The organism is Deinococcus hopiensis KR-140 (genome assembly GCF_900176165.1).
GTDB classification, from domain to species: domain Bacteria; phylum Deinococcota; class Deinococci; order Deinococcales; family Deinococcaceae; genus Deinococcus; species Deinococcus hopiensis.
The window spans coordinates 60,775-84,123 of record NZ_FWWU01000006.1; the positions used below are offsets into that span (position 1 = coordinate 60,775).

Annotated in this window: 9 protein-coding genes and 2 pseudogenes; 1 reads left to right on the top strand and 10 read right to left on the bottom strand. The window is 66.5% G+C overall.

All coding sequences use genetic code 11. The features are described 5' to 3' along the window. The first annotated feature begins 11 nt into the window (after positions 1-11). Positions 12-236 carry a hypothetical protein gene (locus tag B9A95_RS07075; protein ID WP_084046235.1) on the top strand — a complete coding sequence of 75 codons (225 nt, stop codon included), beginning with the start codon at positions 12-14 and terminating at the stop codon, positions 234-236. A gap of 175 nt (positions 237-411) precedes the next feature. Here B9A95_RS07075 and B9A95_RS07080 read toward each other — a convergent pair whose 3' ends face one another. From B9A95_RS07080 to B9A95_RS07110, 10 genes and pseudogenes are all read right to left on the bottom strand, one after another. Then, a complete protein-coding gene (locus tag B9A95_RS07080) occupies positions 412-3,378 on the bottom strand; it encodes an ATP-binding protein (protein ID WP_084046236.1) in 2,967 nt (988 codons plus the stop codon). Between the two features lie 105 nt (positions 3,379-3,483). Then, positions 3,484-5,415, bottom strand: coding sequence for a fibronectin type III domain-containing protein (locus B9A95_RS07085; protein ID WP_084046237.1), 1,932 nt, complete (start codon positions 5,413-5,415; stop codon positions 3,484-3,486). Positions 5,416-5,488: 73 nt separating this feature from the next. Further along, positions 5,489-12,880, bottom strand: a complete 7,392-nt coding sequence (locus tag B9A95_RS07090) for a PKD domain-containing protein (RefSeq protein WP_084046238.1) — start codon at positions 12,878-12,880, stop codon at positions 5,489-5,491. A 557-nt stretch (positions 12,881-13,437) separates the two neighbouring features. Beyond that, entirely contained in the window at positions 13,438-14,874 is a 1,437-nt protein-coding gene (locus B9A95_RS07095) for a hypothetical protein (protein ID WP_139806557.1), read from the bottom strand. 1,454 nt (positions 14,875-16,328) lie between these two features. Beyond that, positions 16,329-19,076 carry a cyanophycin synthetase gene (gene cphA / locus B9A95_RS07100; protein WP_084046240.1) on the bottom strand — a complete coding sequence of 916 codons (2,748 nt, stop codon included), beginning with the start codon at positions 19,074-19,076 and terminating at the stop codon, positions 16,329-16,331. Positions 19,077-19,585: 509 nt separating this feature from the next. Beyond that, entirely contained in the window at positions 19,586-19,873 is a 288-nt protein-coding gene (locus tag B9A95_RS35115; protein ID WP_245808170.1) for a hypothetical protein, read from the bottom strand. Positions 19,874-19,997: 124 nt separating this feature from the next. Beyond that, positions 19,998-20,366: pseudogene (locus tag B9A95_RS36855) on the bottom strand (MATE family efflux transporter); the annotation flags it as partial. Between the two features lie 71 nt (positions 20,367-20,437). Then, positions 20,438-20,719, bottom strand: a pseudogene (locus B9A95_RS36860) (MATE family efflux transporter); the annotation flags it as partial. Continuing rightward, entirely contained in the window at positions 20,644-20,907 is a 264-nt protein-coding gene (locus B9A95_RS33385) for a hypothetical protein (RefSeq protein WP_170928486.1), read from the bottom strand. The gene B9A95_RS33385 and the pseudogene B9A95_RS36860, both read right to left, overlap by 76 nt. Before the next feature lie 1,225 nt (positions 20,908-22,132). Further along, positions 22,133-23,344, bottom strand: a complete 1,212-nt coding sequence (locus tag B9A95_RS07110) for an MFS transporter (RefSeq protein WP_084046242.1) — start codon at positions 23,342-23,344, stop codon at positions 22,133-22,135. Positions 23,345-23,349 lie beyond the last annotated feature (5 nt).

Genomic DNA, 23,349 nt, shown 5'->3' on the forward strand with positions numbered 1-23,349 from the left:
GCAAAGGGGAAATGGCCAGGCAGTCGGTCCTGCCTGGAGTCGACCGCTGGAGTGCAGGGCGTACCGGAGTAAAGTTCCGCCAGCAGGGTCACCGGCTGATCTTCACCCTGCCGCTGAACGTCCCTGCGCGGCCCAACCGCGTGTACACGGGCCTCAACGTAACGGGCACCGCCGTCTTCAACAGCGGCGCGAGCAAGCCTGTCTGTGAGCCGCTGCCGGTCCGGCCCGCAAACTGAAGCGGGAGGGGCGCGGCCGCTTCCCCGAAAGGAGCCCCATAGGTCTGGCGCCTCACGTGCGAGAACACTCTCGGGAAACGGGCGCGACGACGAGGGGCGCGGCCAACCTGCCTTCCTGGTGGAGGAGGTGGACGGCACGGTCAACGTGCATGGGGAGGCGCACCCCAGCCGGCCCTTACCCCCGCTGAACGCTCCGCCGCCGGTACCTCTGAACGGCAACATCGATGAAGCGCGGAACGGCTGCGCCCAGTCCCTGACCCGCCTGCTGCGCGGCCGTCCAGCACCCGAGTGCCCCGTCCCGGTTCCCCAGGTGGAGGTGCGCCTCAGCCAGGCCAAGGAGGGCCAACCAGCGTGCTGGTGCGTGCCCCTCGGCCTTCTCAGCGTCGGTGACGACAGATGCAAAGGTCGCGCTGGCTGCCACCCAGTCGCGACGCCGCAGGGCCAGATTCCCCAGGCCCAACCGGGCCATCAGTTCACCCTGCCGGTTCCCGCAGCTTCTGGCCCCCTGAACGTCGCTCTCGAAGCACGCTTGTGCTTGACTGATGTGGCCCAGGACGCTGAGCACGAACCCACGGGCGTTGACATTGTCGCGGACAGCGAAGCGCCCTTGCGCGCTGAAGGTTTCGTCGGCCTGATCACACCAGCCGAGGGCCGACCGAACAGCTGCCTTCCGGTTCCCCGGACCGATTCTGAACAGGCAGATGAAGGCCAGGGTGTTCAGGCAGCTGCTGGCCTCGGGCCGGAAGCCGAGGGTGGTGAACAGAGAAAGGGCTGAGCGAAGGCACTGCTCGGCCGATTCCAGTTGACCTTGCATGGCGTGGACCTGCCCCAGCAGCAGGTGTAAGTCTGCCTGGATAAACGTCGTTCCCAGATGCCTGACGAGGATCAGGGCCTCTTCAATATCATCTCGGGCGGCCTTCCCGTCGCCTCCGGAGAGGACCACGCTGGCGCGCCTCCTCAGGGTAATGGCGAGCGGCGCAGGCCTTCCGGTCTGGACGGCCGCGCCGTACAGTTCTGCCATCAGGGCGCGGCGCGTGGGGTCTCCCCGCTGCTGTGCTCCGTACTCCCGGATGTAGAGGGCGCACATGACCGCAAAGTCGTTGTTCGCGCGCCGCGCGGCCGCCAGAGCGTCCCCGACCGGCGCGACACCGCTGTACATGGCGAGCGCTTCCGCCGTGATCAGCGCCCACGCGTACGCGTCGGCGTGTTCCGGTCCTTCCAGGTGGGGCAGGAGCGAGAGCACCGTCGGAAGGGAGGTACCCGCCAGCCCCCGGTTGTTCCACTCCCGGTGGAGGTTGCGCGCCAGATACGCTGCCGAAACGAAATCACTGCGGGCAACGGCGCTCGTCAACGAAACCGTGAGATTCAAGTATTCCACAGTAAACCAGACGCGCCACTCGGTCTGCCGGTGCCCGTCAAGCATGTTCTGAAAGCCCAGATCCGATCGCTGCAAAAAAAATGCCGTGTGCTCCGCTTCCATGACACGCTGTACCGCTTCTGGAACGTTCAGGCGCTGGCGCGAGAGCTGGGCAATCAAGGGGTGCCGGCTAAAGCGGCCCGTCACGTCCACGCGCAACATGGACTGATCGACCAGCGCCATCAAGTCGTGGAGCGTAGCTCCAGTTACGCTGGAGGCCGCCTCAAAGGTGAAACCACCCTGGAAGACCACCAGCGCTGCGAGCACCTCCTGGTTCCGGGGGGTCAGGCGCTGCCAGCTCTGCTCCAGCACCGCCCGCAGGTTGCGGTGCCGTTCCGGCAGATCCAGGACCGGCACGTCCAGCAGGTCCAGGCTGGCGTGCAGTTCACTCAGGAGTTGCTTGGGCGTGAGCATCCGAATCCAGTTGGCTACCAGCTCGATGACGAGCGGTAGGCCGTCCACGAAGGCACACACGTCCTGCGCGTGCGCCAGGTCCTCGCCCGTCAGGCGGTACGTCGGGCGCACCCGCTGGACCTGCCCGATGAACAGCGCCAGGGCGTCACTGTGGGGCTGACCTGGCAGCGCATGCACGTTCAGTCCGTTGAGTTCAAACGTCGTCTCTGCGCGCAGGGACAGCCGGCGGCGCGACGTGACGATGATCTTCAGGTGAGCACATTTTCCAAGCAGATCGGCCAGCAGGGGGGCTGCCCCACCCAGATGCTCGAACTGGTCGAACACGATCAGCGCGGGGCGTTTGCGCAAGACGGTGACGACCATGTCCAGGGCAGGGCGACCGGGTGTGAGCGCCGCCCCGATCGCCAGGGCCGTATGTGCGAGCAGATCGCCTGGCTGGCGGACGTCTTCCAGCGCGATCCACCACACCTGGTCCTGAAATGCTCGCCCGGCGTTCCGTGCGGCCCGCAGGGCCAGGCGTGACTTCCCAGCGCCGCCAACCCCCCAGATCGTCAGCAGGCGCACGCCTGGGTCCGCCAGCGCTTGGCCAAGCTGCTCGAGGAGTTCCCGGTGCCCCACAAAGGGCGTGACCTCCACCGGCAGGTTGGTTCCGGGAAGGGTGAGGGGCTCCAATTCGGCGGCAGGGAGCAGACTGGCCTCCACGTCCACGCCCAGCTCACGGGCCTTGCGGGCGACCCACCCCGCCTGCTTGCTCCCCCCGAGCAGCAGCAACCGGTGCAGACGACGCAGGTCATGCACGTCGCGGGGCGGGAGTCCCGGCAGGAGCCAGGCGGCTTCGGCCTGCACGGTCGCTTCTTCCAGGCGCCCCTGCCCAGTGAGGTGTTCTGCGGCCTGGATCAGCGACTCCCACAGCTGTTCCGCGATGGACTCCCGGGTGTCCATGAGCCACTCCTCCAGCTCCGGACCAAAGAGGGTCGGGGAGAGTTCGGCCAGAAAGGGCCCACGGTACAGGGGCAGGGCCTGGGCCGGGCGACCCGCCTGAATATGCCCAAGCAGATCGGCAAAGTCACTGCCGCACTGGAGAATCAGGTGGTCCCCCCGCTCGGTGATCAGGCCAGGTGCGGTACGGCGCATCGTGCTGAGCAGCACCCGGAGGCTGGCCGCCGCGCTCGCGCTGCTCGGCCAGAACAAGGAGCGCAGCCGCGCACGGCTTGCCGAGCCTTCCACCGCCAGATAGGCGAGGAAGAGCAGGTGCCGGGGTGGGAGCCGGGGGCCGGAGAAGTGCGGGGCACCGAAGGTGTTCAAGTACATGGAGCCTCAAAAGCGGACGGACGGTGTGCACCGGCGGAAACGGGGCCTGAACCTATGCGGAGATGCGCCACGGCGGGTGCAGAAAGCCTGCTTCCGTCCTGTGCACTAGGGCTGGTCAACGGGCATGGGGTTGGTCAGTGAACTTAGCTGACCACGTTCGTCCACCGACCGCAATTGGTACTGGCTTTGAGGTGTGCCCGCGGTGTCCGTGAACGATCCCGCAGTGATCAGGTCCGATGCCTGAAGGGCTGGGCGGCCCGCGGCGTCCAGGCGGTAGACGACCACGGCCAAGCCGGGCGCGGCTTTCCAGGTCACGCGGTTGCCCGCCCGCGCCCCCAACGCCTTGACCTGCACCCCCTGGGGCGCAGCCGGAACGCCCGTGCTGGCCCGGTGGATGGCCACCGGTGTGGACGGTGCGGACACGTTGCCCGCGCCGTCCACACTCCGGACGCTGTACGCGTACGTCACGCCTACCTCGGCGGTGGCGTCCAGATATGTGCGGGTCGCGGCGTTCAGACGGCCGAGTTCTACAGGGGCGGCGTTGCCCGTCGCGCGCAGCACCCGGAAACCGGCCAGGTCCGGAATATCTGCCTGCATCCAGCTCAACTTCACCCCTTCGGCGCTGACCGTGAAGGGCAGCAGGGCCGGAGCGGGGGGCGGCGTCTTATCGACGAGCTTGGAGGAGACGGTGGCCGAGCGCGCCGATTCCGCCTGGGAAGTGTTCAGGGCCGTCACGCGGTAAAAGTACCGGTTGAGGAGACCGGCCCTGAGAGGGTCGGAGAAGGTCGTCCCCACGACGGGCTCGGTGTTCACGAGCAGTGCGGGGGCACCGGGCTGCTCGGATTCGCTGCGGTAGATCTGGTAGCCGCGAATGTCCTCTTCCCGGTTGGCCTTCCAGCTGAGGGTGAGGGCCGATTCGCCCGCTTTGATGGTCACGCCACTCGGTGCGGCGGGAGGCCTGGTGTTGACAGGCCGAGCGGAGACGAGGTTGCTGCGGGTCCCGACCTCTCCGCCCGCCGTCCCCGCGATGATCGCGTACACGTAAGGCTCGCCCACCCGTCCGGTGGTGTCGGTGTAGGTGGCTTCCCCGGGCTTCAGCGTCGCCACGGCCGTCAGCGGCCGGCTGGGGTCGGTGCCGCGCACAACGACCTGCCGGGTGATCCGGCTGTCCTTTGGGGGAGTCCAGCGCAGGGTTACGGCCCGTTCCCTGACGGTGGCCCGCAGGTCTTCGGGAGCGGGCAGAACCGTCACGGCCTCGGTGGTCACCGTGATGGGGACGGTCCGGGCCGATTCCCGCCCGAACAGATCAACGGACGCCACCCGGTAGCGGTAGGTGGTCTTGGCCTGGAGGTCCGCGTCCTTGAATACGTCCCCGCCCGGCTGGCTGGACGGGAAAAACGGTGCGGGCCGCAGCAGCACGAACGGGCCGTTGCCCGCAGCGCGGTAGATGTTGTACGCCACCACCAGCCCGCTGGACGCCGCAGCCGGAACCGACCAGCTGAGTTGTACGGCAGCGGGCGCGGCCTTGGCCCTGGGCGGTCCGGGCTGGGGCACGGGCATCAGGGGAGCGGTTGCAAAGGTGGCCTGCCCGACCTTCGTTTCCGTGCTTCCCAGCGCGGTGACGGTCACGGTGTACTGGCCAGGCCTGAGGTCCTTGAGGGTGATCATGATGCCCAGCGCGCGAGCATAGGCGGGCCGGGCGACCACGCTCAGCCCGAAAAAGGCCCGCTGGGTACGTTCGCTGGCACTGCGGGGCGGCGTCTTGTATGTGGCGATCAGCGAGTCGTACTCGGGCCGGGGCAGTCCCAGGGCCGCCGTATACGGTTGCGGTGAGGAAACGGAGACAGTGCGGGTGCCGCCCGGGCCGCTGAGGCGCAGGGCAAACCCGCGCGCGGGCAGTACGTCCCCGGGCAAGTACCAGCGCAGGTAGGCGCCGTCCGGGGTGGGCAGGGCCGCGACGCCCCCCTTGGTGGGGGCGGTCTGGGCAGCGGCCACGCCGAGGCTGGCCGTCAGGGTGAGTAGCAGCAGGGTTCGCATGGGGGTCCTCAGGGTGGGGAGGGATAAAGGGAGCGGCCCGCAAAGTCGGGAACGGACCGCTCTGTCCGGGGGGCTAGAAGTCTGCGCGCCCGTTCACAGAGAAGCTGATGTCCGGAATCACAGGCATCGTGACCCGGCCCGCGAACGTGCCCTCGAAGAAGCGGCTGGCTGCCGAGACGTACAGGCGTCCCGTCATGGTCAGGCTGACGCCGACCGTGACATCGACGCCGCACGCACCTGCCCCTGCCGACGCACTCGCCCCCAGGCTCACGGAGGCGTCCAAGGCCGTCGGGTTATAGATGACGGCGAAGTCGGCGTTGATGCCCACCCAGGCTTCCGCCTCCCAGTGCCAGTTGCAGACCGCGCCCTCGCCCTTCTCGCCGATGCGGTAGCGGTAATTCGCGCCGAAACCCGCGCGCACGCTGTCGCTGGCGAACATCAGGTAGCCGTTGATCTCCAGACCGTTCTGCTTGGTCTGGACGGGGGGCGCGGGGGTGGTGGACGTGGCGTCCGCATTCGGAACGCTCGGCGCCGTACTGCCCAGGGCCAGCAGGCGCACACCGATGGGATTTTGCTTCGTGCCGAGGTACACGTGCTGCCCGTCTCCGGAGAAGGGAGTGTAGACCTCGGCGTAGCCGCGCAGGGCCATGATTCCAGCAAATTCCAGCTCGCGGTTCTTGCTGCAATCCAGGCCGCGCCCGATGTTGGTCGCCGGTCCGACGCAGGCCTGCGCCAGGAAGTACCCGGAGCTGGGATCATCCACCGGGACGTTCAGGACGACCAGCGCCGCCGCGTTCGGCTGTTCGGTGCCGAAGGCCCCGTCCTTGAGCAGCGTGAGGAACCAGCCCTTGGCCGAGATGGCAATCGTGCCCGCCGTGTCGATCCCGAGTGCGCCCCGGAAGTGTACCGTGGAGCCCTTATCGGCCCACGGACCGAACACGGTCCCGGCCTGGACAGCGACGGTAACTCCGCTTTTCGGAATGGCCTTGACGGGCGGCACGTCGAAGTTGCCGTCTTTCCAGCTCATGTTGATGGCCAGCCCACCGTTGAATTCGTAGAAGCCGAAAGCGCCCACTGTGGCCAGAGGCTTGACGCTCAGGTCCGGGGCCCGGTACTTCGCCCACAGAAAGCCGTAGCCGGTACCGTTCTCGCGACCGAAGCCCGCCTTAACGCCCACGCCAAGCTTCTTAGCAATGGTCAGGTCGCCCTCACCGATGAACTCCAAGGTGTTCTCGTCCTTGAACATCGCGCTCACGGCCACGTCGAAGCTGACGGTCTTGATCTCGCCCTTCACCCGCAGCTTCTCGAAGACGATCTTGACGTCCTTGCCATCCTTGACCCAGAAGTTGACGGGTTCCACGGTGCCGCTGAGCGGCACCGCTTCGGTCAGCTGCAGCTTGCCGCGCAGGCTCAGGGTGTACTGACCTGCACCCTGATACGCGACACCAACGTCGGCGGCGGGGAAGGGGTACTGAAACAGGCTGAAGTTGGTCAGGCCCGTGGCGCTGGCCCACGCTTCTCCGTTCAGACTGACGCCGCCGTCTGGCGTGAAGGTCAGGTTGTAGAGCGGGAGTTTGACTTCCGCGCCGCTCACGCCGCCCAGGTTCCAGCGGGCATTGGAGAAGGTCAGCTTGGCGGTGCCGTCCCCACGGGTTTCCCAGGCGGGGGTGCCCAGGTCCAGCTTGGTCCGGCCAAAATCATGAACCGCTGGAGACCCGGCGGCGCTGAAGACCCACTTCGCACCTGGCGTGCCCAGTTGGGTGTTCCAGCCGATGTTCAGGGGCAACGCCTCGTTCACCATGGGCACGGTCAGGCTGCCCTTACCGCTCACCTTGGCGATCACGCCCCCGCTGATGGTGACCTGCATCCCAGCGGTTCGCACCGACCAGCCGCCGAAGGACAGGGTGGTGGACTCCAGGTCAAAGGCTGTGGTGTAGCCACCGAGGGTGTAGGCGGCGGGACCCGTCACTCCGGCCACCGTACCCGTCACGAGGGGCGCGCCAACGAGCATGCGGGCGGTGGGCAAAACCACGCCCATCCACTCGGGCCCGGGCGCACCGGCCTCGCTGCGGGCATAGGCGGTCTTGAGCACGTCGGAATTCTGCTTTCTCGACAGGTCGAGAACTCCCTCGACCGCCGAGACGGTAATGCCCGTCCCGAGGGTGGCGTCCCTGATGCCGGAACCTTCGCCGCTCAGTTCGGCGAAGAGTTCGCCGCCTTCTTGCAGGGCCGCGTCCCGGAAGGCCAGGCCCTCGCCCGTGTTCCCCGGTAGCTGCACCCTGCCGCTCAGCGTTGCCCCATCCGTCTTCAGGGTGAGGGTCTGGAGGCGCACGTCCGCCTGTCCCAGACTCAGAACCCTCAGTTGCAGGGAACCCAGGTCCACGCGGGTGGGCGCGCCGCCCGTGACTTTGTATCCCGCCTCCGTGCGGGTGACCTGAAGGGCCGAGAGGGTCACGTTCTGCGCGCCGAGATCGGATCCGCCGACGATCAGCCGCACGGTGCCCGTGCCCGAGAATGACTGGAGGTCCAGGTTCGTCACGCCCGTCAACTTCACGGTCAGGTTGCCGTAGGTCAGGGCCGTCGGGACGTCCAGCGTGTAGCTCAGGGTGTTGGCGGCGGGAATGCGTGGGGCCGAACACGCGGCGGCGCAGCGCGGCGTGACGCCTGTGATCTGGAACGACAGCGTGTGCCGCCCGGGTTTGGGCGGAGCCACCGTGTAGGTCGCCGTGGCGGCGGTGCTCCCCTCGGGCAGGTCCACCGTCACGGTGGGTCCCGCCTGTCCGTCCAGAACCCATTGGCCGGTCAGGCTGCCGCTGCCGGTATAGGCGACGTTCAGGCGCACCCCCACCGGGTCCAGGGAACTGAGCGTGAGGGTGGAGCCGGACGGCCCTCCCGGGAACGCCAGGGTCGCGGCGCTCAGGGTCAGGGGCTGCTGGGCCTGCACGGTGGTCACGGCGCGGACGCTGCTCACGCCGTCTGGTGTACGCAGGCTCAGGGTGAGGGTATAGATGCCTGTCTGCGCGTAGCGGTGCGTCCAGCGGCCCGACTGACCGGTAAAGGTCAGCGGTTCGACCTGGCCGTCGCCATAGTCGAGCAGGTAGGTGGCGCCGGTCAGCAGCCCGGTGATGCGGAAGTCCAGCACGTCCGGCGAGGAACCGGGCGTGGCGGTGATGACCTCCCGCGGGGGCAGCCCAGCGGTGAAGGTGGTGGTCACCAGATCAAGGCCGGGGGCCGTCACAGTGACCGTGTATTGACCAGGCTTCAGGTACGTGTGAACCAGGGTGGTGGTCGTCCGTCCGGTCACCGTGTCCTGCTGGCCGTCGCCCCAGTCCACGGTGTAGGTGAGGGCGCTGACCAGTCCGCCGAGGGTGGCGCTGGCGCGCAACTCGGGGGACACGACCTGGAGGGTGAGGGGCTTGACCTGAAGGACGGCGGTGGCCGTGACGTCGGCGGTGCCAGGGGTACTCAGGGTGAGGGTGTAGGTGCCGGGTTTGGCATAGGTGTGGGTGAGGGTATCGGCGGCCACGCCGCTGACGGTGCGGTTCGACCCGTCGCCCCAGTTCAGGGTATAGGTGAGCGCCTTTTGCAAGCCGCTCACGTTGGCCGTGACCGTCAGGGCGTCCGTCGTGGCGCTCAGGGTGGCCGCCGTGACGGCCACGTTCACCGTGACCTTGACCGGAGCTGCACCGGGAACGGTGAGGGTCAGGGGATACACACCGGGTCGGCCGTAGGTGTGCGTCAGGGCCTTGGTGTCCACGCCGGTGATCTCCACCGCAGGGGTACCGTCTCCCCATTCCAGCCGGTAGGTCAGGGCAGGGATCAGGCCCGTGACCGTCACCTGGGCTTCCAGGGCGGTGGAGGTGGCCGTCACGACGGGCACCGGTTGAGTAACCGTGACGGGCGCAGTTGCTGCTGGGGACTGGGGAGCCTTGAGACTGACGGTATAGGTCCCGGCCTGCGGGTAGGTGTGGACCTTCTGGCCCTCGGTGACGCCGGTGATCGTGTCCCGCTGCCCGTCGCCCCAGTCCAGGGTGTAACTCAAGCTGGGGATCAGCCCCCGGAAGTCCGAACGGACTTCCGCATACACGTTGGCGCTGGAGGGGGTGACGGAGAGGATGGGGGCGTCCACGCTGACGTACTGAAGGGTGACGGGAACGCTGGCCGCGTCGCCGAGTTCGGGCGTGATGGTCACGGTGTAGGTGCCCGGAGCCGCGTAAGTGTGGCTCAGGGTGGTCTCGGTGGACTGAGCCGTGAGGGTCTGCTCCTGGGCGTCGCCCCACTGCACGCGGTACGCGGCGGTCTTGACGAGACGCCCGAGTTGCAAGGTGAGGGTGAGGTTGGTGCTGGTGGTGCCCAGGACCGGTGCGGGAACCCGCACCGTGACGCTTTGCTGCGCGGGAGGTGCGTCCGGAGACGTGACGGTGACAGCGAAAGTACCGGGAAGCGCGTACTGGTGAACGCGGGTGAAGGTGGAGACCCCAGTCACGGCTTCGGTGCTGCCATCTCCCCACGCGAGGGTGTACGTCAGGCTCGGTACCAACCCCGAAAGCGAAGCGGTGAAGGCCGTGTCCGTCTGTCCCTGGGCGGGCGTCACGGTCAGGACAGGGGTGGGCACACTCAGCGTGACGCTGGCCGTGACGTCGGCGGTGCCAGGGGTACTCAGGGTGAGGGTGTAGGTGCCGGGTTTGGCATAGGTGTGGGTGAGGGTATCGGCGGCCACGCCGCTGACGGTGCGGTTCGACCCGTCGCCCCAGTTCAGGGTATAGGTGAGCGCCTTTTGCAAGCCGCTCACGTTGGCCGTGACCGTCAGGGCGTCCGTCGTGGCGCTCAGGGTGGCCGCCGTGACGGCCACGTTCACCGTGACCTTGACCGGAGCTGCACCGGGAACGGTGAGGGTCAGGGGATACACACCGGGTCGGCCGTAGGTGTGCGTCAGGGCCTTGGTGTCCACGCCGGTGATCTCCACCGCAGGGGTACCGTCTCCCCATTCCAGCCGGTAGGTCAGGGCAGGGATCAGGCCCGTGACCGTCACCTGGGCTTCCAGGGCGGTGGAGGTGGCCGTCACGACGGGCACCGGTTGAGTAACCGTGACGGGCGCAGTTGCTGCTGGGGACTGGGGAGCCTTGAGACTGACGGTATAGGTCCCGGCCTGCGGGTAGGTGTGGACCTTCTGGCCCTCGGTGACGCCGGTGATCGTGTCCCGCTGCCCGTCGCCCCAGTCCAGGGTGTAACTCAAGCTGGGGATCAGCCCCCGGAAGTCCGAACGGACTTCCGCATACACGTTGGCGCTGGAGGGGGTGACGGAGAGGACGGGGGCGTCCACGCTGACGTACTGAAGGGTGACGGGAACGCTGGCCGCGTCGCCGAGTTCGGGCGTGACGGTCACGGTGTAGGTGCCCGGAGCCGCGTAAGTGTGGCTCAGGGTGGTCTCGGTGGACTGAGCCGTGAGGGTCTGCTCCTGGGCGTCGCCCCACTGCACGCGGTACGCGGCGGTCTTGACGAGACGCCCGAGTTGCAAGGTGAGGGTGAGGTTGGTGCTGGTGGTGCCCAGGACCGGTGCGGGAACCCGCACCGTGACGCTTTGCTGCGCGGGAGGTGCGTCCGGAGACGTGACGGTGACAGCGAAAGTACCGGGAAGCGCGTACTGGTGAACGCGGGTGAAGGTGGAGACCCCAGTCACGGCTTCGGTGCTGCCATCTCCCCACGCGAGGGTGTACGTCAGGCTCGGTACCAACCCCGAAAGCGAGGCGGTGAAGGCCGTGTCCGTCTGTCCCTGGGCGGGCGTCACGGTCAGGACAGGGGTGGGCACACTCAGCGTGACGCTGGCCGTGACGGGAGTGCCGCCATCGGGCGTTACCGTCACGGTCTTCGTGCCGGGGGCACTGTAGAGGTGCGTGAGGGTCATGGTCGGCCCAGTCGCCGTGAAGCGCTCGGTCGCCCCACCTCCCCAGTCAATGGTGTACGCAACCCCCCTGTACAGGCGGCCCGCGCTCAGCGTGGCCGTCAGGGTGTCGGCCGTCAGGGTCAGGATGGGCCCGCCGGGCCGGACGGTCACGGGTGCCGTGGCCGGGTTGACGTTCGGCGCGCTCAGTTCCACCTGATACGTGCCGGGGGCCGTGTACACGTGCGTCTGGGTGGCCTGAGTCTCCAGGGGCGTGAATTTCAGGGGAGGGCTACCGTCGTTCCAGTCGAGCATGTATTCCAGGGCGGGAACGAGGTCCATCATGGCGGCGGTGACGGGCTGGTCGGTGTCCACGACCGGGGGCGTGACGGTCAACTTCGCCTGCGAGGCGACGACCGACACGGACTCGGTGGCCGGTGCGCCGCGAGCAGGTGTGACCGTCACCGTGTAGGTGCCGGGGGCCGTGTAGGTGTGCGTGAGGGTGGCCGCCGGACCCGTAGCGTTCAGGGATTCAGGCGTTCCCTGACCCCAGCTCACCGTGTAGGCGGCTCCCGCCACGAGGTTCTGCACCTGAAGGGTCAGCGTCAGGCCCTGGGCGGTGTGCGACAGTACCGGGGTGGGCACCTGCACGGCGACGGTGGTCGTCCCCAGTGGCTGCCCGCCGCTGCGGACCGTCACGGTGTAGTCCCGCGCGGCGGTGTAGGCGTGCGAGCGGGTCGTGGTGGTCTGCCCGGTGATGCCGGACTCAACCGTGCCGTCGCCCCAGTCCAGTTCGTACGTGGCCGCCTCGGCCAGCCCGGTCAGGGTCAGCACGACCTGTCCCCCGATCACGGGTCGGTCGGGCGCGGCACTGAGGCCCACGTTGCCCAGGGTGGCGGTGAAGGTTCCGGTGGTCAGCACCCCCACGCTTCCGTTTGCGGCGGGACCGTACAGCTTGACCGTGTAGGTGCCAGGCGCGGCGTAGGTGTGGCTGGGCTGCTGGCCCGGAGCGTCCCGCGTCAGCGGTGTGCTGGAGCCGTCGCCCCAGTCCACCGTGTAGTCCGTGCCCCCCTGAAGGCCGCTGAACGACAGGACCGCTTTCGGGCCCGTACCGCTCACGGTCAGGGTGGGGGGCGGCGACTGAACGGTCACGGTCGGCGGCGCGCTGTTGGTCAGGTTGACCGAGCCGAGCGTCGTGATCTGGTACACGCCGTCTTTCTTGTACTGGTGCGTCACCGTCTGCTGACTGCCGTCCCCGACGAGTGGTTGGGAGGTGCCGTCGCCCCAGTTCACGGTGTACGTCCTGCCTGTAACGAGGTAGTCGTACGAGACGGATACATCGGTAAAGGCGGCGGTCGTGGCTGGGGAATTCAACGTGATCGTGGGCAGGCTGATCACATGGTTTGTCTGATAACCCAGATCTGATTCGGTGTGACTCCTCGAATAATCCGAAACAGTGAACTTGCTGGAGATGGAGGACTGATAGAGGAATCTGCCGGGGGTGGTCAGGCGGTAGGTATGCTGGAAGGTATGGGTGGGCGACCCGTCACCGATCCAGGTGTCGACGCCGTCCTTCCAGTCCATGGTATAGATGACGTCCTTAGCTGCATTGGTAATGCCAACAGTCGCTGTTTCACCTGATTCAAAACGGGTATTTTCATTTGTCAGTTGAAGTTTATCGACAGCGACTGAAGGGGTAAATGTATATAGAACGTATGAGTTGTTCGTCCATGGGCAGGCAAATTCATATGTGAATCTAACGGGTCCGGCAGCAAGAGGAAACGTCTCAAATTGATACTGTGCTCCCGGACCCTGATAACCACCCAGTAGGAGATAGTTGGATTCACCATTTGGCCAGTACCAATAGAGGATTCCAGCATCCCTCCCTGTATCTGAACCCGATCTACAACTTCCGTTTGAGATGGTCGCTGTGAGGCGCTCACCAAAGACCGCACGGGTCTTGTTGAGCGTGATGGTCGGTGCGGTCTGGCCAGGACCTGGCCCAGCCTGCGCCCCGCTCCAGCTGATGACCAGGGCAACGAGGGTCAGCAGCAGGTGCCGCCCTCCCGCTCCAAGTGCGTGCGCCAGGACCTGCCCTGGCAACCAACTTCTCCTCATGCTCATCCTCCGCCGGGCCGCTGTCAAAAGCGGTACCGAAGTCCCACGCCGTAGCGCAGGCGAGCGGGCGCCTGGGGGCCTGAACCGGCCTCATACCGCAGGCTGCCCGACACGTCGTATTTCTCCCCAACGGCATACGCGGCCGTCAGGTCGGCGAAACCGCTGATCTGCCACGCGCCGGGCGTCGTCCCTGTCTGCCCCGCGCTGGGGCTGCTTGCGCTTTGCGTCGCGTTCAGGGCCACGGTGCTGCTCACGTCGAGCTTGCCGCTGCGGTAGCCGAACGTGCCCGAAGCGTTGCCGCTCTGGTTGGGGTCCTGCCGCCGGTACCCCACGAACAGCGAGCCGTACAGGGGCGCCGCCTGGCTGCTGACCGACGCGCCGACGCTAAACGCCGGGGCCGTGCCCGGCCGGGTGCCCAGGGACGTGTTCGCGCTGAGGTACGCGGCCCCCAGTTTGCCCGAGGCGTCAGCGGTGTAGGTCACGTCGGAGGTGGTGGGCGTGAAGGCGACGCTGCCCCCCAGGCTCAGGTTGGGGTTTACGGTGGTCCGCACCCGCCCGCTCACGGTGTACGCAGCGGACGAAACGCTGATGGCAGAGCCCACGCTCAGTTTGCCCTTGGGCGTCCCTGTCCCCAGCAGGGCGCTGGCGTCGTACTGGACTTCGGCGGAAGCCGTGGGCGGAGATGAGGACGAAGCGTTGGCGTTTGCAGACAGCGTGAGGTCGCTTCGTGGGGCGGTCCGGGCATTCACGCCCACGTTCCAGCTGGCTTTACCGTCCGCCAGGGAGACGCTCGGGCTGGCCGACACGGTGGTGGCGTCCTTGCGGTAATTCAGTGAGCCGGAGAGGGTGGCGCTGCGCTGCGTGCTGCTGGACGTGCCCGCCTTGATATCCACCAGAAAGACGGAACCATTCACCGACCCGGACAGGGTGTCCGAAAAGCGCACGCCGAAGTTCAGCCCGCCCGAATGCACCTGAACGGACTGCGTAGGTGACTGGCTGGCGCTGTACGAGTAGTAGGTGGAAAACGACGACATGGCGAGGCCCGTGGGCGCCAGAGCAGGGGAATAGCTGTAGCTCAGCGTGCCGGACAGCGTGGAGTTGTTCAAAATGGGGTCTGACTGGCGGCGCGCCTGAACCTGAAAGAAGTTGCGGCCCGACGAGTACCGGGCGGTCAGGTTCTGCTGCCGCGACTCGGCCAGCAGCTCGGCAGCGTAACTGCTGGGGCCGCCCCCTGGGGACTGAATCCTGAACTGCACGCTGAGGGCGTCCGCGAGGGTCTGCGGAGCCGCAAAGCTGTAGAACTTGACGTGGAATTCTCCGCTCGCGCCCGCAGCTCCGCCAAGGGCGGCGCAGCACATCACTGTCCAGCCTGCGAGGCAGGTGAGTTTCGGGCCGCAGGAGGGCGTGACCGCTTCACGCGGCCGTGCTGGGCGTGCGGGTTCACCGGGTCTAAGCTTCAACTCTCACGTCCTTTGGCGTCCTCCGACAGTGGATGTTCATCCACAACGCTGCGCTGGCGTCCGCCGCTGACCGGAATTCGGGCAGTCAGAATGGACAGAGCGGAGGAGACTGACGACAGTGTGTCAAAGCAGACGTAAAGAAAGCGTAAACACCAATCTCACGGCCAGCCCATCATGCGTCGGGAGACCGCCTCGCCCAATCCAGGACCGTCAACGGTGGACCCGTCCCCGCCCGGTCCGCGGCGCCCTGCCTGGGCGCAGGTCTCCTCGGCGATATGGGTAAGACCTCGGGCTGTTGGGAGCGAACTGGGGTGGTCATGGTCTTCCCCTGTCGGGGTGGGGGCAAGTGGCGCCCGGCCATATCTGGGCCAGGAGAAAAACGGGGACGGGTCTGGGAACGGCCCGGTTCGTGGGCCCTTGCGGCGATGCGGTATGGCCGAGATCAGTGTAGGGAAGCTGCGTCACAACAGCGCAGGAGGCGCCGCAAGGCGGGACCGGCGTGGTCTGCCCCAGCTCAGCAGCTCCGCCGCCTCAAACCAAAACCAGCGGACGGCCACCTCTGATGCGGTTTGTGGATCATCCCTTCCCTCCCCGCCCCTTCGGTGACTCCTCGCCTCTCCGTTATGAAGCCCTGTTCGGCGGTGGGACGGACGGCTGAGCAGCGGGCTGTTCCCCCGGTGCGCGAAGGCCTGCGTGCGTTCACAGGGTGGTGCGGGAGAGGCTGCGCGTAGAAGTCTGGCCACTGACCCTCCCCGGTCAACGCCGGGGAATGGCGCGGGCACAACCACCCCGAGCAGAGGCTGAACCCAGGGGCAGACGCAAACGCTCTGCAGGGGAGTGCGGAAGGCCTCCGCGCTGCACCCCGCCACGGCGTGTCCCGGGAAGCCGTCCGCGGTTTATCCCCCAGCGGGTGCCGCCGGTGCAGGAGCCCACGCACCCCTGTCCTCTCCGTGCGGCGGGTGACGGACGGCCCTGCTTCCCGCAGGCGGCATGATGCCCTCACCGCCTTTGCCCTCCGGAGGGGAGGCACTCACCGGCTGCTGAGCGCTTTATCGGGGCGGCGCCGTGACCAAGGAGGGGAGCCAGAGCCGTGTGAACGGCGCCGGGCGCCCCCTCGGTGGGAAGGTCACGCGCAAGCCTACGGGCCTTGGTCTGCGCCTGCATGTTCGGGGTTGCGCTGGAGTTGGAACAGGAGGCCGCGCGCGTGGGGCCAGCGGGAAGCGCCGTGACAGGGCCCCACGTGGCCTGGGTCCTGCCCCACGTCAGCTGCCATTACGCCCAGAGCGTCTCGGGAATCCAGCCGCTCCAGAGCGCAGTTGTCCGAGTGGCGCCGCGCGTGGAAGGCCGCTCCTCACGGCTCCCCATTCTCCCCCATGCCCATTCAAGTTCGCGCGCTGGACCTGATCAAAAAGAAGTCCGCACCTCGACAAATGCTCGAAAATACTGCGTTGAATTTATGGAATTTCTGCACGAAGCGGGGAACTGTCAAAATCGCGCATCCGCTGCCAGGTTTGCTCGACCTTATCGGCGAGCAGGATCACCAGATCCCCCGGCTGGGCGACGCTGAGGGCACGGTCCACGGCGTCCATCTCGTCGAGAACCGTCGTGACACGTTCAGCGGGGAAGCCAGCCTCCCGCGCGCCCTCTTCCAGCAGGCGCGCCCCCTCGCCTTTGGGGCGGCCCCGGCGCAGTTCGTCCTCGCGAACGATCAGTTTGTCGAAGGTCTCGGCAGCCAGTACGCCCATGCGTCGGATGTCCTCGTCGCGGCGGTCCCCGGCCACGCCCATCACGCCGATCACCCGTCCCCTCGGCGGGCGGAGGTGGGTGACGAGGTCGCGCAGGTACTCCATACCCGAGGGGTTGTGCGCGTAGTCCAGCAGGACGCGGAAGGGGTGGCCGTCGTACAGGTTGAGCCGTCCCGGACTCTGCTCGAAGGAGGTGGTGAAAGACCCGAGTGCCGCGCGGATCACGCCCAGATCCACGTTCTGCGCCACGGCGATGGCGGCGGCGGCCAGCGCGTTCTGCACGTTGACCTGCGCGAAGCCGCCGAGGGTGGCGGGAATATCGCGTGCCCGCAGAATCGGGCGGCGCTGCCCGCCCTCATACAGCACGATCTCGTCGCCAAGCACGGTCGGCTCGCGCACCAGGGCCGTGCCGCCGCCCGCGATGTGTTCCTGCAAATCCTTGGAGGCCGCGTTTCCGCCGTGCATGGAAAAGAGCGTCAGGCTGCCCCTCGCCTTCCGGCGCATCTTCAGGGTCAGCGCGTCGTCGGCGTTCAGCACGCTTGTGCCGCCCTCGGTCACCACCTCCACCACCAGCGACTTGACCCAGGCGAGGTCTTCGACCGTCTCGATACCTTTCAGGCCCAGGTGATCGGCCTGGATGTTCAGCACCGCGCCCACGTCGCAGCGGTCGAAGCCCAGCCCTTCGCGCAGAATGCCGCCGCGCGCCGTTTCCAGCACCGCGACCTCGACATTGGGGTCACTCAGTACGACTTTGGCGCTCTTGGGGCCGGTGGTGTCTCCGCTGACGATCTGTTCGCCGTTGATGTAGATGCCGTTGGACGTCGTCAGGCCCACGACCTTGCCCGCGTGCCGCAGGATGTGCGCCACCATGCGCGAGGTGGTGCTTTTGCCGTTCGTGCCCGTGATGGAGATGATGGGCATGCGGCAGGGCGTGTCTTTTGGAAACAGCATGCTCAGCACGGGGCCAGCCACGTTGCGCGCCTTGCCCTCAGACGGCTGAAGGTGCATGCGGAACCCGGGGGCGGCGTTGACCTCCACGATGCCGCCCCCCGTTTCGTGGACGGACCGGGAGATGTCGGGGGTGATCAGGTCAATGCCCGCCACGTCGAGCCCGATGACCTGCGCCGCCCGGCGGGCGATGGTGATGTTTTCGGGGTGCGTCACGTCCGTGCGGTCCACCGCCGTGCCGCCGGTGGACATGTTGGCGGTGTCGCGCAGAAAGACGACTTCCCCGGCTGTGGGCACCGTGTCGGGCGTCTGTCCAGTGCGGGCAAGCAGGGTCAGGACATGCTGGTCGATCTTGATGCGGGTCATGACGTTCTCGTGCCCGTTCCCCCGGCGGGGATCCAGATTGATGTCCTCCACGAGTTGCGCGATGGTGCGCGTGCCGTCGCCCACCACGTGTGCGGGAACGCGCTCAGCCACCGCGACGACCTGGCCATCTACCACGAGGACGCGGTGGTCGTTGCCGGTGTAGTACTGCTCCACCACCACCCTGGCGCTGTGTTGCCGCGCTTCCTCGAAGCCCTGGCGCACCTGCTCGTCTTCGGTGAGGTTCAGGGAGACGCCGCGCCCGTGGTTGCCGTCCAGAGGCTTGGTCACCACGGCGCCAGGCAGCCGCCGCGCCGCCGCCACCGCTTCCTCTGCGCTGCGGACCACCACGCCCTGCGGCACAGGCAGTCCCGCGCGGTCCAGCAGCCGCTTGGTCAGGTCCTTGTCGCTGGCGGTCCCGGTGGCGATATGCGGCGTCTTGCTGGTGATGCTGGCGCGAATCTGCTGCTGGTACTTGCCGTAGCCGAGCTGCACCAGGCTCTGGTCATCCAGCCGCAAAAACGGTATCCCGCGCCGTTCGGCCTCACTGACCAGCGACTGCGTCGTTGGTCCCAGGGCGAATTTCTTGACCAGGCGGCGCAGTTCGGTGAGTTCACCCTCGAAATCGAACTGCGCGGCTGCGTCCAGGAGGGTATGGCCCTCTGGAAGCAGCCGCTCAATGCCCTCCAGCCCCCGAAGTTCAGCGGGCAGGAGGCTGTTGATCAGCCGCAGCGCCACAGCCCCGGCAAGCAGGCCCACGCGCTCCTCCGTGTAGCTGTACAGCACGTTGTATACGCCCGGCTGCCCCTTCACCGAGCGGGTCTTGCCGTAGGTCACGCGCGTGCCCGACAGCGTCTGCAACTCGAGCGCCACGTGTTCGGTCACGTGCCCCAGCCAGGTGCCCTCACGCAGCTGCGGAACAGAACTGCGTAGCGTGGGGAGCAGCTCCACCAGGCGGTCGCTGAAGCCTTGCAGCTGGTCCGGTGGATATTCTTCCAACGCACCCAGGTCCAGCTGGAGGCGAATCATGGGGCCATAACCGTAGATGTTGGGGCCACGGTAAATTTGCCGCTCCAGCACACGTAGGGGGGCAGCGAGAACTGGCGAGTCAGTAGACTCGCCAGGAAGATATGCTTTGCTGGTCATCTTGGAACTCCCGTTTCGCCCAGGCTTCTACCGCCCTAAGGGGCTCTCCCAAGGTAGCGTGCAGCGTTGCCTGGGGAGGCCGAGAGATCATTGGGGCAATTCTTACCCTACTCCTCAGGAAGGTAAAGCTGCGCTCATCTTCAGGAAGTGGGACCAGGCGGGAGCAGGGGTTGGTGGCCGGGGCGCTGGCGGCACTTTGTACGCACCGGGAGCACCGCAGCGGCCAGTGCGGGTGTACGGCCCTGCCCTGAAGTCCGGGGGCGCCATTGAAACGGACGCTGCACCCGTGGAAGTCGGTCCGTCGCAGAACGGAGGTGGCTTCCCGTCAACGCTGTTCGTTCTGCACCGCAGAGCTGAGCACTGCTGAGGCAGTCGCAGGTGCGCAACTTCAAATTATCTGCCCTGACCGGGCCTCCGAGGAGCTCGCGCATCCCCAGGGAATGCCCCGCTCTAAAGAGCGGGGATGAACTATACGGCGCGCCCATCCTCGTGAACTTGGGCCGGAGGCGTCAGTGCGTGCCAACGCATCCGGTGAACACACCGGCTTTGACCATCTCATCCGCGATCCTGCCGGCAAAGACCCCCCAGACCCCGAGGCCCAGCGGAAAAGCGAGCAAGAACGCCAGCAGCAGCCCCACTGCAAACGGCCCGATCAAGTCACCGATCACGGCGACACGCGTGTCTCCGCCACTGGGGACTACCCCACCGCCCAGAATCATGTTCCGCGCCTTGAACACCTGAAATGCTCCGTTGATCACAACATCCCAGAACGCGATATGGAGGGTTTGGGCGCCCATACCTGGATACAGGTGCGGCAAGAAAAACGCAGAACCCATAAACAGGACCCAAAGACGCTCCCCGTGAACACGCCGGCGCGCAGGAGCGCATGCGCCCACAGGCGGGCCCGGCGGTGCTGCCGGCCCCCACAGCGTGCCCAATGAGCGTTGTACCTGCGGAGGGCAACCCATACGAGGCAACCATGAAGATGCCCCCGAGCGACTGAACCATTTGACTGACGGCCAGCGCAGGGGTGCCCAGACGCCCCAGCAGCAGGGTGTAGAGAAAAGCCCCGCCACTCCACGAAAGCAGGGTAATGGCCAGGGGAAATGCCAGGCGCAGCAGTTCTGCCGAGAGGTTACGCCCAACAGCCGCAGACTTGGGCCAGGCCGCGGGAACGCCGCTGGACCGGACGTGGAGCAGCCACAACAGCAACCCCGCCCGAACAACCTGGGCCGTGAAGTTCGCGCCTGCCGCCCCCAGCAGACCAAGCTCTGGAACAGGCCCCCCCATCCGGTGACCAGGACATACGCGAGGACAGCATTGACGAGCACCGCGACGATGGAGATGGCCATGGGTGTGGGCGCGTGACCAAGGGCGCGGAAGGTGGCGGTGGTGATCGCCGCGTTCATCATGAGTGGCAGGGCCAGGACCGTGAATGCAAAATAGCCGGCGCCAACGCGGGCCACTTCAGGTGGGGCGCCCAAAGCGGCGAGCAACGGCACGGCAAAGTGCGCAGCAGCCAGGCACAGCCCCAACGTCAGGACGAAAGCCAGGGTTTGAGCGACCCTTACGGTTCGCGCGACGCCCACCGGATCACCCGCACCGTGGGCACGTGAGGTGACGATGGCGCAGGCCGTCCCCACAGTGCCGAGGGTGACACCATGCCGACCAGAATGAGGCTATTGGCGAAGCCGACGCCAGCGACCGCCAGTATGCCGAGGCGGCCAACGATCAGTTGTATGGCGAGGTTCAGGACAAGTTGGAAGACCATTTCAAAACTGACGGGAACGGCGATTCTGTCGATTTGACGGTGCGTAGAAGGTAAGCTCAAAGCGTCTCCCCACCATGGGGTCCCAACAGGTGGGGAAGGCGGGCAACGACTGGAGAGGGTGACGCGCGCCGCTTCCCTCCTGGAAGGCAGGTCTGGACGGCCGCCGATCACGCTCACGCAGCGGCGCAGCGAGAACGTAACGTCTGGAAGGCCCCCACCTCCCCACGGCAGATTTTTTCGATGTTCCACTTCTTGAAAGCCCTTTGAATGTGTTTCGCAACGTGGCTAACCGTCGGCCCTTCTGAGGAGTCACCGCATGCATGGAGGGATTGGAGGCGCCGACCGCGGCGCACAGGACGAGGCGCTGATCGGTGAAAGACCTTGATAAGGGTTTCAGAAAAATTGTGAGGTGCATGCTCTACATCCGGTTTTTCGGGCCAGGTCCATGTACCCACCCCTGAAACGTCCCTATGGATTCCGGCCCGTCAGCTATGAAATCACTGATCAAGTCGAGCGGCGCAAGCAGGAACAACGGCGACGGAGAGGCGTGGAATCACCGAAGTGGAGCCGCGGGGGTGGAACGGAGGATCCGGAAACCGTATTCGAGGGCGAAAGCGCCGTCAGAAACCCAGGGTGGTGGAACCCGCGAACGCTGCGGAGCAGTAACGCCTGTAGGCCCCCTCGGCTCCTGGAGAAAGTGCGCAAAAGGCAGTGTGGACGGACGCTGTCACCGCCGTGCCCTGGTCGCTGTACGGGCGCTTCGGGGACGTGGGCATGAGGGCCCGTCTTAAGGGCCTGTGCGCGTGGGTGAATGTGCTTGACCGCCACTGTGGAGCTCCCAGAGGCGATCAGGGATTCGGGTCTGGTGGCAGGTGGGTTGCCGCGTCGCCACTGGATCAACCTGTTGCGGCGAAGAACGCGGTGCAGATCGCCGCAACGGGGTGTTTCGCTGGGTCCGCACAAGGGTCCTGCAGGCTGCTGCCGTCCTCGGCCTTGCTGACCGTGCGGAGGATTCCCCCTTCCTGGCGGTGAGAAGCAACTTCAGCGGATGATCTCCGTACCCAGCGGCTTGATGCTCAGGTCCGCAGGCAAGCCGGAGGGCGTGACGCTGACCACTCGGGGAATAAAGGCTGGCGCGCCCTTCCTGCCACTGGCAGGCCGTAAAATTCGTTGAGGGCGAGGAGAACGGGGGACGTGCAGAAAGGCGCGGCGCCCAGCCAGCCTCCGCGGTTGTTGCAAAGCCCCAGGCGCCGCGCGACTCCCCTCATTGTCCCCCAGGTGCACTTCAGCGCTCCGGCCGGGTATTTACGGAAGACTGTTCGGACATACCGGGGCGGACCGGCACCCCTCCTCCGGTGGTGAAGTCGGCGCGGCGGAGCCCCAGGGCGATCAGCAGGCCCCCCAAGGCGAGGGCAGCACCGACCAGCGCAGGCGAGGTGTAGCCGTATCCTGCGGCAAGCGGCACGCCGCCCAGGAACGCTCCAAGGGCATTGGCGATATTAAAGGCGCTCTGAATCGCAGCGGACGCCAGCGTCTCGGCACCACGCGCAGTGCGGATGATCATAAGCTGCAGGGGACCCGTCAGCGCAAATGCGGTGGCCGTGAACAGAAAGACCGTGGTGACAGCCGCCGCAGGCCAGTGCGCCGTGGTGGCCAGGACCACCAGGATGCCAGCCAGGGCCACCAGGAGCAGGTAGGTGGACGTAAGGGGAGCGCGGTCCGCCAAACGCCCACCGATCAGGTTGCCAGCGACCATCCCCAGGCCTGCCACCATCAGGATAGGCGTGACGGTCCGGGGACTAAATCCCGCCACCCTGGTCATCAGCGGCGCAACGTAGCTGAAGCAAGCGAACATCCCTGCCATGCCGATCATGACAACGCTCAGGATCAGCCACAGTTGCAGGCTCCGAAAAGCCTGGAGTTGAGTTCGCAGGCCGCCGTGTTGATTGTTGTCCAGCGCTGGGATCCAGCGCCATACGCCCAGGGCGGCGATGACGCCGATCGCAGCAACCACTCCAAAGGTCAAGCGCCAACTGTAGTGCTGCCCCAGGTATGTACCGAACGGAACGCCAATCACGTTCGCGAAGGTCAAGCCGAGGAACATCAGGGAGATGGTCTGCGCTTCGCGGCCATGGGGAGCAAGGCGGGCGGCGACCACGGCACCGGCGCCGAAGAATGCACCGTGCGGCAAGCCCGACAGGATGCGCGCCAGCAGCAGGGTCTCATACGTGGGGACGAGCGCAGACAGGAGGTTGCCAAGCGCAAACAGACCCATGAGCCCTGCCAGGATGGGTTTGGGGTTGAGCTTCCGAGCGAGAATGGTGAGGGTAGGCGCACCGATGACAACTCCCAATGCGTAGGCGGAGATCAGGTACCCAGCAACTGGAATGCTGACCTGCAGGGCATGCGCAATGTCGGGCAGCAGCCCCATCGCGACAAATTCCGTCATACCTATGCCGAAGGCACCGATGGCCAGGGAGAACACGGGAAGACGCACACACC

Excerpts from the sequence above, each read along its gene's own strand:
- B9A95_RS07085 (WP_084046237.1), bottom strand. The coding sequence starts at position 5,415 with ATGCGAACCCTGCTGCTACTCACCCTGACGGCCAGCCTCGGCGTGGCC.
- cphA (WP_084046240.1), bottom strand. The coding sequence starts at position 19,076 with ATGACCAGCAAAGCATATCTTCCTGGCGAGTCTACTGACTCGCCAGTT.
- B9A95_RS07080 (WP_084046236.1), bottom strand. The coding sequence starts at position 3,378 with ATGTACTTGAACACCTTCGGTGCCCCGCACTTCTCCGGCCCCCGGCTC.
- B9A95_RS07090 (WP_084046238.1), bottom strand. The coding sequence starts at position 12,880 with ATGGACTGGAAGGACGGCGTCGACACCTGGATCGGTGACGGGTCGCCC.
- B9A95_RS07075 (WP_084046235.1), top strand. The coding sequence starts at position 12 with ATGGCCAGGCAGTCGGTCCTGCCTGGAGTCGACCGCTGGAGTGCAGGG.
- B9A95_RS35115 (WP_245808170.1), bottom strand. The coding sequence starts at position 19,873 with ATGGGCGCCCAAACCCTCCATATCGCGTTCTGGGATGTTGTGATCAAC.